This window comes from Microbacterium sp. Leaf151, assembly GCF_001424225.1.
Taxonomy (GTDB): Bacteria; Actinomycetota; Actinomycetes; order Actinomycetales; family Microbacteriaceae; genus Microbacterium.
In genome coordinates, this window is sequence record NZ_LMOR01000001.1 from 134,466 (window position 1) to 147,798 (window position 13,333).

Genomic DNA, 13,333 nt, shown 5'->3' on the forward strand with positions numbered 1-13,333 from the left:
AGGTGAGCCTACCCTTAACATTGCTCGCTGACCGCCTTCGTGGTTAGGTAAGGCTAACCTGCCTTTCAGCGCCCCATCCGGGGCGCACTCGCGCACGCCGCGAGACCCGTGAAAGGCTGAGAAGGGAACGAACGTGGAATCCTCCGCGCACAGACACCGGTTCGCTCGCGTGACCATCGCGAGCCTGACCGCCGCGGCGCTCGCCCTCGGCGGGGCTCTCGTCGCCGCCCCCGCCCACGCCGCCGGGACGAGTATCGATGGCGCCGTGTTCCGCTGGGGCGTCAACGCCGAATCGAACGCGGCCGCTTTCGCCCCGGGAACGGTCAATCTGCTCTCGGCGGGCGTCGTCACGGCCACCTCGTCGGCTGACCGGGTCACCGCGTCGAACTGGAAGCAGAGCGACGGCAACACGCAGATCCTGAAGCGCCAGGCCGACGGCAGCTACGCCACCGCGACCTTCGCGGGGCTGCGCACCGACGCGAACGGCACCACCGTCACGACGGGCAACGGACTGAACTCGGGACACATCGCCGAGATCGCCGGCGGGACCGGAACGGTCGACGTGGATGCCAACACGGCCAGCATCCAGTGGACCGGGACCTTCACCTCGGCGTACTACTCGGGCATGACCCGCTCCTGGATCACCGACCCGAAGCTCACCGTCGCCTCCGACGGCACCGGCACCGTCACCGCGACCCTCGGCGGCTACGGCACGTCGATGGACGACCCCGACAAGTTCGAGACCCTCACGCCCGCGACGAACGTGGTCGTCGCCACCCTCACCGGCGTCGACGTGACGGCGACGGGCTTCACCGTCACCCCCGACTACCTCGGCCGCACGGTCACCGTCCCCGAGGGATCGGTCGCGCAGGTCACCACCGGCGCCAACTCCGGGGCCTTCCCGCAGTCGTTCGTCGACTTCCAGGTCAAAACGGGCCAGGGCTCGTACTGGTACTCCTCGGGCGGTTCGGCCGACGCGCGCAAGCCCGCCAGCCCCCTCTCGGTCGCGTACACCGCCGCCCCGGTCGCCGCGACCCCCACCGTCACGGTGTCGAAGACCAGCGGGATCGCCCAGGGCGAGACCGTCACCGTGACCGGCAGCGGGTTCCTGCCGTCGGGCAGCGCCACGAACGGGGTCCGCCCGCCACTGGCCGGCCAGTTCAGCGGAACCTACGTCGTCTTCGGCAAGTTCGCCGACACCTGGAAGCCCTCGGCGGGGGCCCCGTCGTCGGCGCGTTCGGTGATCGCGCAGAAGTGGGCCGTACCCGCCGCCAGCATGGCCGCCATCGGCGGCGCCGGCAACGGCGCGATCGAGCTGAAGGCCGATGGGACGTTCTCCGCCGACCTCGTCCTCAGCGCGACCGAGGCGCAGAACCTCGCCGCGGGTCGCTTCGGCATCTACACCTATGCCGGCAGCGGCACCGTCTACGCCCCGTTCGAGACCTTCACCCCGATCGCCTTCGCCTCGTCGTCCGACGTGGTCGTCGAGGTGCCGGAGTGGGTCGACAACCCCACCGGCTCGTTCGGCTGGGCGTTCGAGGGCACCTCCCCCGCGAGCCTCGGCACCGCGGTGCAGGATGGCGCCAACTTCACGGCATCCGGATCGCTCACGAACATCGTCGTGACCGACACCCGAGCCGGCGGAACCGCGCCGTACACGTGGAGCATCTCGGGCCAGGTCGGCGACTTCGCCTCGACGGGGGGCGGCTCGTTCTCGAGCGGCCTGCTGGGGTGGAAGCCCAAGGTCGTCACCGCCGGGCAGACGGTGACCGCCGGCACCGAGGTCGCATCCACCCGCCTGGGCGGCGTCGGGCTCGGATCCTCGCGGGTGCTCGCGTCGTCGACCGCGGCAGCCAGCGCCACCGTCGGCGCCGACCTGTCGCTGGTGATCCCCGGCACGACGCCGGCGGGCGACTACACCGCGAAGCTCACGATCACCGCACTGCAGTAAGCACCGCGAAGGGGGCCCGACGGTCGTCGGGGCCCCCTTCCCCACCCCTCACGAAAGCACTCCCGTGATCACACGACTCCGCCTCGGCGCCCTCGTCCTCGTCGGCGTCGTCATCGCCGCCTTCGCCGCACCGACCGCCACCTCCGCGGCCACCACCGACGGGGGCGTCGCGTGGACCGTACAGACCGCTGACAACCCCCAGGGCACCGGACGAGCGAACTTCACGTACGACGTGGCGCCCGGAGCCGTGATTTCCGACGCGATGATCGTGGTGAACACCGGCACCGAGCCCCTGCCGCTCTCCGTGTACGCCGCCGATGCGTTCACGGCGTCCACCGGCGAGATCGACGTTCTCGTCGGCGGCCAGCCCTCGCAGGGGGCGGGCACGTGGGTCGCAGTGGCTCCGACACCGCTCACCCTCGACCCGGGCGACTCGGCGGAGGTGCCCTTCACCATCGCCGTTCCCGCCGACGCGCGTCCCGGCGACCATGCCGCGGGCATCGTGACCTCGCTCACGAGCCAGGATGCCGCAGCGACGCTGTCGGTCGATCGACGCCTCGGCACCCGGATCAACCTCCGGGTCGCGGGAGAGCTGAGCCCGGCTGCCTCCGTCGTGGACGTGTCGACACGGTACGTCCCCTCGTGGAATCCGTTCGACTCGGGTCGCCTCCTCGTGCACTACTCACTCGAGAACACCGGCAACACCCGCCTGACCGCCAGCGAGACGATCGCGACGACGGGCCTCTCCGCAGCGCGCACCGCGCCCGAGCAGATGAGCGAGATCCTGCCCGGGTCGATCGTCGAGGTCGAGCGCGAGGTGCCCGTGTTCTCGCTGGGCTGGGTCACGGGCGCGGTGTCCGTCACTCCCGAAAGCGTGGGTCTGGGCGCGGCGCTCCTCGAGCCGGTCGCCACGGAGTTCTCGACCGCGGCCGTTCCGTGGAGCCTCTACGTGCTCCTGATCGTGGTCCTGGGTGTCGCGCTCACCGCCATGCTGATCGCGCGGCGCCTGCGCCGTCGTCGCGCCGAGGTCCCGGTCGCCTGAGATCGCGGCCGACGCCCTCGCCGCACCGGCGGTCGACGTTCGCGGCATCCACGATCGCCGCGAAGGCGGCTCAGGCGGTCCGCGCCGCCTTGGCCCGGGCCAGGTCGTGGAAGAGCTCGGTGTTGAAGCGGTAGGCGACGAGAACCTCGGCGATCACCCGCTCCTTCTCGTCATCGCTCCACGGGGCGGCATCCAATTGTTCGCGGTAGACGTTCTTGAAGGCTTCGGGGTCGGCGATGTCGCCGAACAGGTAGAAACCGATGCCGTTGGTGTCGAACCCGAACCGCCGCTGCATGAGCCGGCCGATGAACTGCCCGCCCGAGAGGTCGCCGAGGTAGCGCGTGTAGTGGTGGGCGACGAACCCGCCCGGCCACGTGGCAGCGACGCGGCGGATCCGCGCAACGTACCGCTCGGTGGTCGGCAGCGGTGCGACGGTGTCGCGCCAGCCCTCCCCGAGCAGGAAATCGAGATCGGATTCGAGGGCGGGCATCCGTGTGAGCTTGTCGCTGAGGAACACGGATGCCACCGGGTCGACGCGCATGCGCTCGGTGGCCTCTTCGAGGGCGACGTAGATGAACCAGTGCTGCACGACGAGGGCGATGTAGTCGTCGCGCGTGCCGGTGCCGTTCATGAGGTCGGTCATGAATCCCGAGTGCTCGCTGGTCGAATGCGCCGTGCGAGACCGTTCGCGCAGGGCTTCGGAGAAGGAGATGACGTCGCTCATGGAGCCCATCATACGCATCGAGTTAGGTCACCCTAACCTAAGCTGTCTTCATGACGCATGTGTTCGATCCCGAGATCCAGCGGGCTGTGCTGGCCCACATGAACGCCGACCACCTCGACGACAATCTGCTCATCGTGCGGGCGTTCGGTCCCGACCCGGATGCCGCGTCGGCGGTCATGACGGGATTCGACGGCGACGGGGGCGACTGGTCGTCCGCGTCGACGGAGGGGGTCGCCTCTCCCGTGCGCATCGCGTGGCCCGGAGGTGGCATCGCCGAGCGCCAGGAGGTGCGCCGTGAGGTCGTCGCCCTCTACGACGCCGCGTGCGCGCGCCTCGGGGTGACACCGCGCCCGCATTGAGTCGCCGTCGCCCGGGGGCCGCGCCCCGCCGGGCGGGCTGTTCGGGGCGCGCGGCTCGGCGGCCGCGGTTGTTCGGGGCGCCCGATGTGCAACGGGGCGGACGCCGGACGCCCCGGTGCACATTGCACGCCCCGAACCGCTCGTCGCGGCGGGCGACGCGGCACGCCGGTCCACGAACGGCAACAAACCCAGCGATGCGCGCACACTCACGCCGCTTACGGCGACCCGCACTGACGTTGCGCGAATCACTGACCCTGCGCGAATCACTGACGTTGCGCGAATCACTGACCCTGCGCGAGCCACTGACATTGCGCCCACGCCAGCCAGCGGCGGCGCGACACGGAGCGACCGCGTCAGCGCACGAACGGTTCGAGGCGTTTGCGCATCACGGCGACGGCATCGGCGTTGTCGTCGATCAGCACGCTGTCGCGACCGAGGGGCGCGGCGACGGCCCCGAGCGTGCCGCTGCCGGCGAACATGTCGAGCACGCTGTCGCCGGGGCGACTCGACGCCTGCACCATGCGGCGCAGCACCCCCTCCGGCTTCTGCGTCGGGTAACCCGTCTTCTCGCGCCCGGTGGTCGGCACGATGGTGTGCCACCACACGTCGGTGGGGAGCTTGCCGCGCGCGGCCTTCTCGGCCGTGACGAGGCTCGGGGCCATGTACGGCTCGCGGTCGACGGCATCCGAATCGAAGAAGTACGTCGCCGGGTTCTTCACGTACACGAGGATCGTCTCGTGCTTCGTGGGCCAGCGGCGCTTCGTCTTCGCGCCGTAGTCGTACGCCCAGATGAGTTCGTTGAGGAACTTGTCGCGACCGAACAGCGCGTCGCACATCACCTTGGCGTAGTGCACCTCGCGGTAGTCGAGGTGCAGGTAGAGCGTGCCGTCGTCGGCGAGCAGACGCCACGCCTCGATCAGCCGCGGCTCGAGGAACCCCCAGTAATCGTCGAAGCGGTCGTCGTAGGTGCGGAGGTCGCCGCGCAGGCGCGCGTACTCGCGCCCGTGGAAGCCGCGTTGCACCACGGGAGGCGGCGGCGGCTCCTCTTCGGGGAACGTCAGCATGTTCGGGTCGTCGGATGCCGCAACCTCGGATGCCGCGGCCGAGGGCTCGGCGGCATCCGAGGTCGCGGCATCCTGGGGCTCTTCGACGGGCGGCGTCCACGTCGCCGACTCGACGGCCTTCGAGCGCGTGCGGCCGGTGTTGAAGGGCGGGTCGAGGTAGACGAGCGCGAACGAGTTGTCGGCGTACGCCGGGGTGACGGCGAGATTGTCGGCGTGGTGGATCTCGACGGCACCCGGTTCGAGGGCGTCGCCGGTGACGACGGCGCTCACGGGACGCGCTGCAGCCACGCGTCGGTGGCGAACTTCGACTCCACGAGCGCCTCGGCCTCGGCGTACTCGTCGTCGGTGATGTGCCCCTCGGTCGCGCCGTACAGCGTGGTGAAGGTCTGGATGAAGCGATCGATCACCTGGTCACGCGGCAGACCGGTCTGGCTGCGCAGCGGGTCGACGCGCTTGGCGGCCGAGACGGTGCCCTTGTCGCTGAGCTTCTCGCGGCCGATGCGCAGCACCTCTGTGAGCACCTGGCCGTCCATGTCGTAGCTGAGGGTCGCGTGGTGCAGCACGCCGCCGTTGGCGAGACGCTTCTGGGCGGCGCCGCCGATCTTGCCGTGGGGGCCGGCGATGTCGTTGAGCGGCTGGTACACCGCGTCGATGCCGAGCGAGCGGAGAGCCTGCAGCACCCAGTCGTCGAGGAAGGCGTACGAATCGGCGAACGTCATGCCGGCGACGAGGGATGCCGGAACGTACAGCGAGTACGTCACGATCGAGTTCGCCGCCATCAGCATCGCACCGCCGCCCGAGATGCGACGCACCACGTCGAAGCCGTGCTTGCCGGCACCGGCGGGGTCGACCTCGTTCCGCAACGACTGGAACGAGCCGATCACGACCGCGTTCTCGTTCCACTCCCACAGGCGCAGCGTGGGTTTGCGGAGACCTGCGCCCACGCGGGTGGTCAGCACCTCGTCGAGGGCCAGGTTCATGCGCGGCGAGACGGGCCGGTCGTGCACGACCTCCCACTCGAAATCGGCCCAGCCGGGAGCCGTGACGAGCGCTCGGCGTATGGCCGTGGCCACCGACTCGGGCGTGAAGCCGAGCAACTGCGCCCCCTCGGGGAGTGCCGCGCGGATCGCCGCGGCGATCGTGGGGACGTCGGACTCCACCGGAAGACCGTTGACGGCCTGATCGATGTCGTCGAGCGCGTCGTCGGGCTCGAGGAAGAAGTCGCCCGCGAGGTGGAACCCGTGGATGCGCCCCTCGCGCTCTTCGAGGTCGACGACGACCAACTTGCCGCCGGGGACCTTGTACTCGCCGTGCATGGGTCCAGCCTACGGCGGCGCAGCCTCCTGCCGGGTGCCGGGGCGGGGGACCCGGGGGTGGCTCGCGCCGCGAGACGGCGTCTCGCCGACGAGACGGTTGCGGGCTGAACCGAAATGTCAGCGAGATGCCGACTCGCGGCGCGCGGGGGCGCGATCCGCCTCGACTTCTCGGGCAAGCCGCGACGACGTCGGCTCGGCGGATGCCGCGGCATCCGCCGATCGCCGCCGGTCGGACCGTGTGCCCGGCCACCAGTTGGCGCGGCCCAGCAGGGTCATGAGCGACGGCAGGAGGAGTCCGCGGACGACGGTGACGTCGAGCACCACCGCCACCACCATGCCGACGCCGATCTCCTTCATCGCCACCAGCTCGCCGAAGGCGAAGCCGAGGAACACGATGCTGATGGCGGCGGCGGCCAGCGTCACGACGGGGGCGGTGCGGGCGATCCCGTGACGCACCGCCTCGGCGTTGACGGCGCGAGGGTCGAGCGCGACGTCGCGGGCACGCCATCGCTCGCTGATGCGGGCGAGCAGGAATACCTCGTAGTCCATCGTCAGCCCGAAGGCGAGCAGACCGATCAACAGCGGAGTGGTGACGTCGAGCGTGCCCGTGGACTCGAAGCCCAGCAGGGACGCACCCCACCCCCACCCGAAGACCGCGGTCAGAACGCCCAGCGTCGAGGCCACGGTGAGCGTCGCGAGGGCGAGCGCCTTCACCGGGACCACCACCGAGCGGGTGAGGGCGAACAGCAGCGCGAAGCTCGCCGCGGCGACGACGAGGACAGCCCAGGGCAGTCGCGCGAGCAGCTGGTCACGGGTGTCGATCAGCCAGGCGGCGGGTCCCGTGACGGCGAGCGGGACCGACGAATCGAGGGTCCGCGCGGCCTCGACCAGCCGTTGCGCCGAAGGACCCGTCGCGGTGGAGCCCGAGGGGGTGAACTCCACCGCGGTGATCTCGGGCGGCAACCCCTGCACCACGTCGGCGTCGGTGACCTCGGGGAGCGCGCTGATCCGGTCGAGCACGCCGGTGACCGCGGCATCCTGGATCGATCCGTCCAGCACGACGGTGACGGGCTCGATCCCGATCCCGGTGAAGCCGGTGGTCGTCGCCTCGTACGCTCGTCGTTCCTCGGCGGCCGCGGGCAGGGAGCGGATGTCGGAATCGTCCAGGGCGAGGGATGCCACGGGGGCGGCGAGAAGCAGCATGAGCGCGGCCGCCGCGACGGCGACGACCCCCGGGCGGCGCTGGGCGAGGCGCGTGGAGGAGACGAGCAGGCCGTCGCGTCGTGACCGCCCGGCCCAGGGACGCGCCCACGTGCGCTCTCCGGCAGCGGGCAGCGTGCGATGCAGGAAGGACAGCGCGGCGGGAACGAGGGTGAGCCCCGCGAGGGTCGCGACCCCCACCACGACCACGCCGCCGAGGGCCATCCCCGAGAGGAGGGGATCGCCGAGGACCAGGATGCCGAGAAGCGCCACGGCCACCGCCAGCCCGGAGACGAGCACGGCCCGACCGGCGCCGGCGACCGCGCGCGCGACGATGTCGTCGACCGCGGCGGCGGGGTCGGCGGCGCTCTCCTCGCGCACGCGGAAGACGACGAGCAGGCTGTAGTCCACAGCGAGTCCGAGACCCAGGATCGTGACGACGTTGACCGCGAACTCGTTGACGTCGACCACCAGGGCCAACAGACCCAGAAGTGCCAGTGTCGGCGCGATCGCGGCGAGGGCGGCGATCACGGGGACGAGGGCGATGCGCAGTGACCCGAGCACGACGGTGAGCAGCACGACGAGGGCGAGGATCGCGACCCCCTCCCCGATGGCCGCGTCGGTGGCGGCGCGGTCGACGAAGGCCTGTTCCGCCAGCAGCGGGCCGCCCACGAGCACCTCCGGCGCGGCGATGGAGTGGAGCAGGTCGGAGACCTCGGATGCCACGACGACGGCGTCGTCTTCGGGCAGGTCGCGCGAGAGCTCGACGACCACCAGTGAGGAGCGGCCGTCGTCGCCGATGGCGCCGCCCGCGGTGTAGGCGTCGGTGACGTCGACGACACCCGGGAGAGCGCGCAGCGATGCCATGACGGCGGTCGCGCTGTCGCGGAGCCCCGGCGCGAAGAAGTCCTCGCCACGGATGACGGCGGTGACGATCTCACCCTCCGGGTCGAGGGCGTCGAGGCGGTCGCTCGCGCGGAGCGACTCGCTGCCGGCGGGGGCGTCGGCGACGGAGACCGTGCGGTCGAAGGCGTCACCGGCCAGGGCTGCGCCCGCGACGACGAGCAGTGCCCAGGCGAGGACGACGAGCAGTCGGTGTCGGCTGACGCCACGGCCGAGGGAGGAGAGCATGGGGGACCTCTGGGACATGAGGGAGCGCCTCCGGCGATGGACACGGGGTCCACCGCCGGAGGCGCCTGGGGGATCAGCCGCAGCTCTTGGCCGCGTACGCCGCCGTGGCGGCACCGGTGCGACCGTCGCCGGTCGCGCTCACCGACGCGTCGCCGGCGGGGACCGAGGCGGCGCGGGTGGTGAAGGTGTGGAACACGGTCGCCCCGGGCTGGACGGCGGGGATGAGCTTCTCGCCCCACGTGGTCTTCAGCGTCACGTCGACCGGCACCGTATCGGTGTTGGTCGCACGTACCGTCAGCGACGCCTTCTTCGCCATGCACCGCACCTCCGCGGAGGCCGTCACCGCGAGGGGAGCCGGCTCGTCGATGTCCTTGATGCGGACGTTGCGGTACGACACGGCCTCTCCGCCTCCGTGGTTCTGCAGGCCGATGAAGCCCTGCGAGAGGTCACGGGCGGGATCGGTGCTGGTGAAGTCGTTCACCAGCGTGCCGTTGAGGAAGATCTTGATGTTCTGCCCCTTCACGACGATCTCGTACGCGTTCCACGAACCGACGGGCTTGAGCGAAGACGCGACCGCCGCGGGGTCCGCACCCTGGAAGGTGTAGATCGCGCCGGTGGTGCGGTCGGCGGCGTCGGTGGCATCGATCTGAATCTCGTAGCCCTGGTTGACCGCGACCCACGGGTCGCCCTTCGGGTCGGGGAAGCCGACGAAGACGCCGCCGTTGTGATCGGCGATGAGCTTCCAATCGAGCTTGAGGCTGTACTCGGACAGCTCCTCGGCCTTGTACCAGAGCAGGCCCAGGCCGCCCTCGCCACGGATGCTGCAGTCGTTCTGGCGACCGAACCCACCGGGACCCGCCATGCGCCAGCCGGCATTGAGGCTCTCGAGCGTGCCGTCGAAGATCGACCGATACCCGTCTTCGACCTGCGCCGGGGCGCAGATGTCGGCGGTGCCGATCGACAGGACGTCGACGTTGATGTTGCCCTTGTTGCCCGATTCGTACTTCAGCGCGACGGTGTTGGACCCGGCGACCAGCGGCATGTCCCGCGTGAGCGTCGCCCAGGTCTTCCAGTCCCCCGTCGAGGGGAAGTCCCATTTGCCGAGGTTCTGGCCGTTGACGTACAGGTTCACGTCCTTGGAGCCGGGTGCGGGGTTCGGGCCGTTGGAGTAGCGCACGGTGACCGGGACGGTGCCCGCGGTCTCGGCGTTCACGGTGAACTCGAATGCGGAACCCGCCTGCCACATGCCGCCCGCGAAACCGGCACCGGAGTAGCCGCTGTGCTCGGAGTCGAACTTGGCCCCGCCGCTCAGGCGCGCTTCCTCCGCCTCGTACCAGCCCTGGTCGGCGGGCGAGACATAGCCGGGCAGCAAGTTGAGGGTGTACCAGGCCTCCGTGCTCCACAGCTTCTCCCCGTTCGCCGCGGCGAACGGCTGCGGCGAACGCAGGTGCACGACGCGTCCCTGCTTCAGACCGTCGAAGGTGACCGTGACGGTCTTTCGATCGGCGGATGCCGTGGCGCCGGTGACCGAGAGGATCTCCTCGTCGATCTTGGGTCCGCCGTAGGTGGAGGTGGGCAGGTACCGCCACTGCTCGGCGCGGTACGCCGAGCCGAGGTTCGCCACCGTCTCGTCCGACAGGGGCTGCGTGTAGGCGATCTCGAAGCCGCCCTCGACGACCTTCATGGAGGTCATGTCGAAGGTGTTCTGCGTCGCCTTCGGAACGAGCTTCTGCAGACCGTAGGTGAGCTTGCCAGCCTCACCCCAGTTGCCGCCCTCACCGGTGCCGCCGATGTACAGCGACTTGTCGGGACCCTCGATGACGCGGTTCACGCCCACCTCGAAGCCGGCCGAGTGGCGGAAGACCGCACCCTGGAACTCGCCGTCGACCTTCTCGAGGAAGGCGCGCTGCAGGCCGCCGTAGGTGACGTCGCCGAACATCATCTGACCGGCGAAGGGGCCGTTCTCGATGAGGATCGGCGTGCTGGGGGAATTGCCGATCTCGTTCTGCGGGATCCACACGGCCGGCGGGGTCACGGGGTTCTGATCGAACGGCCCCGCGGGGGTGGTGTAGTGATTGAAGAAGCGGTCCTGTTCGATGTGGACGAGCTTGTTGGAGGGAAGCCACGCGCCCTGGTTGTCCATCGCGAACAGTTCGTTCTCAGGGCCGAAGGCGACGCCATTGGGCGTGCGCAGACCGCCCGCGACGTAGCTGATCGCACCCGTCGAGCGGTTGATCTTGACCGACGTCCCGCGGTTCTTGGCCGGCTGGGGGGTGGTGGTCGCGCCGCCGTTGTCGATGGCGACCGACAGGTTGACGTAGAAGTTCTCGTCGTCGTGGATGAGGCCGAACGCGAACTCGTGGAAGTTGTTGCCCGAGGGGTACTCGGCGACCTTGCGCTTCGTCTCGTACGACCCGTCGACGTTCGTGTCGCTGAGCTCGGTGAGCTGGTAGCGCTCCGACACGTAGATCTTGTCGTCGATGACGTCGATGCCCATGGGGTTCTGCAGACCACTGGCGGCCTCGACCACGGTGACGTCCTCCGGGCCGTCGGCGGCCTGCGCGCCCTTCAGCACGAAGACCTTGCCCGGCACCGAGGTGTCCCAGCCGCCGGAGTTGACCGAGCCTGTGGTGAGCACGGCGAGGTCGCCGTTGCCGAGGAAGGCCAGACCCGACACCTTCGGGTTGAAGCCCTCGGGGCGCAGGTTCACCAGTGTGTAGTTCGGATTCACGGCGTCCAGTCGGAGTCCGTCGCCCGCGGAGTCGCTGCTTCCCTCGCAGTACTTCGTGCCGGGGGCGGTCACCCGCACGACGCCGGCTTCGGTGCTGAGCACGCTGTTGGGGATCACCGTGAAGCTCGACGATCCGGGGGTCTTCCACTCGACGGTGAGCTGCTGGCCGTTGGTGGCCTCGAACATCTCCACGAAGAGGTCGTGCACACCCACGTCGAGCGTCGCCGTGCCCTCCACCGACTCGGCCCCGTGGAGGCCGTCGTTATCGATGATCTGGGTGCCGTCGAGAGTCAGGCGCGAGCCGTCGTCACTGGTGAGGCGGAACGCGTACTGGCCGGGCTGGCTGACGGTCAGGTTCGCCAGGGCGTGCGTGACGAAGTTGTCACCCGCGCCGAACTGCTCGTCGGTGCGCCAGTCGATCGTCGACATGAGCTTGTCGACGTTGGGCGTCTGGCCCGACTTGAGCGTGCAGAGCTCGGTCAGCGGCGGCGTGGAGTAGGTGCGAAGTGTCACGCCTGGCTCTTGCTTCGGAAGGTCCGCGGGGGTGTTGACGAACGGGGTGACGGCCGCGCCGGCGGGCAGGATCGCTCCCGTCGCCACCAGCGCTCCACCGAGAAGTCCGGCCGCGAGGGTCCTCGCGACGCGGGTGCTGCGCCGGCGGGGGCCGGACAAGACAGCGGGTACGGGCATCGTTGCTCCTTTGAGTGATCGTCGGGGCCGGCGTCGACCGATGGGATCGCTCAGGTCGCCCTCGACCGTCGTCACTGTAGGAGGCTTTTGCCAATACGTCTACAAAACTTGAATAGTTTCTGTTAAGAAAAACCTGGCGCAACGCGGTTCAGCCCGGTCAGCCGGCAAGATGTTTTTCGGAGATCGCGCTAAACCGCAGGGACACGGCGTTTTTTCTTCGGCATGCATACGCCGGATGAACGTCATCTTTTGCTTGACCGCCTCCGAAACGACGGCTACTGTCGCAACGAACCCGCCGAACCACTCGTGACAGCGCCGCCACGAGGCTCCCTCGAGCCCGACGCGCGCGCCCGCAGCGAGGGCGACACTCGTTCGCCGACCGGCCCGACGCCGGCCGTTTCGACCCACCCGCCGCCGAGACCCGCCGGCACCCTCACCGTCCGCGACGGTGCAAGAACGGAGCATCCATGACCCCCACCTCTCGGCGCGGCCTCTCGGCCCGCCTCGGCGTCGCCGCCCTCGGCGTCGGCATCCTGGCCGCCGTCGGCGGCGGCAGCGCGTTCGCAGCGGACGAGGACACCGTCGACGTGAGCGTCGAGATCGACCCGGCCGCCGAACCCGGCGTCCTCGCGCTCACCGTCGCCGCCGAATCGGCTGTCCTCACCGAGGATGATGCGGCGGGCACGAACCGCACCTTCTCTGGCACGTTGCCGACGGTGACGGTCACCGACACCCGCCTGCCCGAGGACGTCGACCCCGCCTCGTTCTGGTACGTCATGGGTTCGATCACCGACTTCGTCGGGAACGCCGGCCAGCCGGACATCGTCTCAGCCGACGCGTTCGGCTGGTACCCGTCGATCCTCGCGGGAAACCCGTCGGGTGGCGATCAGGTCGTCGCCCCCGGCGACGATGTCGACCCCGGAACCGGCGGATTCCGCGATGCCGAGCTGCTCGCCAGCGTCGACAGCGCCGTGGATGCCGCCGGGGGCGCCTATGCGGCCACCGCCGGCCTGCTGCTGGAGACGCCCGCGTCCGTGACCCCCGGTGCGTACTCGGCCACGATCACGCTGACCCTGCTGCAGGGGTGAGCTCCACCCCGTCGCGTCGAGGGCGGCGCGACGGGGT

Annotated in this window: 9 protein-coding genes; 4 read left to right on the forward strand and 5 right to left on the reverse strand. The window is 70.0% G+C overall.

Going from position 1 to position 13,333, the window contains the following annotated elements; all coding sequences use genetic code 11:
- Positions 1-169: 169 nt before the first annotated feature.
- Positions 170-1,951 (forward strand): hypothetical protein, encoded by a 1,782-nt coding sequence (locus ASF76_RS00570; RefSeq protein ID WP_055951455.1) that lies wholly within the window; start codon positions 170-172, stop codon positions 1,949-1,951.
- Positions 1,952-2,015: 64 nt separating this feature from the next.
- Positions 2,016-2,993, forward strand: coding sequence for a hypothetical protein (locus ASF76_RS00575; RefSeq protein WP_055951458.1), 978 nt, complete (start codon positions 2,016-2,018; stop codon positions 2,991-2,993).
- A gap of 70 nt (positions 2,994-3,063) precedes the next feature.
- On the opposite strand, the gene ASF76_RS00580 is transcribed toward ASF76_RS00575, so the two are convergent.
- Positions 3,064-3,717 (reverse strand): biliverdin-producing heme oxygenase, encoded by a 654-nt coding sequence (locus ASF76_RS00580; RefSeq protein WP_055953240.1) that lies wholly within the window; start codon positions 3,715-3,717, stop codon positions 3,064-3,066.
- Positions 3,718-3,767: 50 nt separating this feature from the next.
- Between ASF76_RS00580 and ASF76_RS00585 the strand changes: the two genes are divergently transcribed.
- Positions 3,768-4,076, forward strand: coding sequence for a DUF2470 domain-containing protein (locus tag ASF76_RS00585; RefSeq protein WP_055951461.1), 309 nt, complete (start codon positions 3,768-3,770; stop codon positions 4,074-4,076).
- Between the two features lie 353 nt (positions 4,077-4,429).
- Here the strand turns inward: ASF76_RS00585 and ASF76_RS00590 are convergent, their stop codons facing one another.
- From ASF76_RS00590 to ASF76_RS00605, 4 genes are all read right to left on the reverse strand, one after another.
- Positions 4,430-5,410 (reverse strand): DNA-methyltransferase, encoded by a 981-nt coding sequence (locus ASF76_RS00590; RefSeq protein ID WP_055953243.1) that lies wholly within the window; start codon positions 5,408-5,410, stop codon positions 4,430-4,432.
- Positions 5,407-6,456: a lipoate--protein ligase family protein gene (locus ASF76_RS00595; protein ID WP_055951464.1), complete on the reverse strand. Its 1,050-nt coding sequence runs from the start codon at positions 6,454-6,456 to the stop codon at positions 5,407-5,409. The genes ASF76_RS00590 and ASF76_RS00595 overlap by 4 nt, the downstream gene beginning before the upstream one ends.
- Before the next feature lie 117 nt (positions 6,457-6,573).
- Positions 6,574-8,805: an MMPL family transporter gene (locus tag ASF76_RS00600; protein WP_082484767.1), complete on the reverse strand. Its 2,232-nt coding sequence runs from the start codon at positions 8,803-8,805 to the stop codon at positions 6,574-6,576.
- A gap of 55 nt (positions 8,806-8,860) precedes the next feature.
- On the reverse strand, positions 8,861-12,208 hold the full coding sequence (locus tag ASF76_RS00605; protein WP_082484768.1) for a family 16 glycoside hydrolase: 3,348 nt from the start codon (positions 12,206-12,208) through the stop codon (positions 8,861-8,863).
- Between the two features lie 467 nt (positions 12,209-12,675).
- On the opposite strand from ASF76_RS00605, the gene ASF76_RS00610 reads away from it, so the two are divergent.
- Positions 12,676-13,296: a hypothetical protein gene (locus ASF76_RS00610; protein ID WP_055951470.1), complete on the forward strand. Its 621-nt coding sequence runs from the start codon at positions 12,676-12,678 to the stop codon at positions 13,294-13,296.
- Positions 13,297-13,333: the final 37 nt, after the last annotated feature.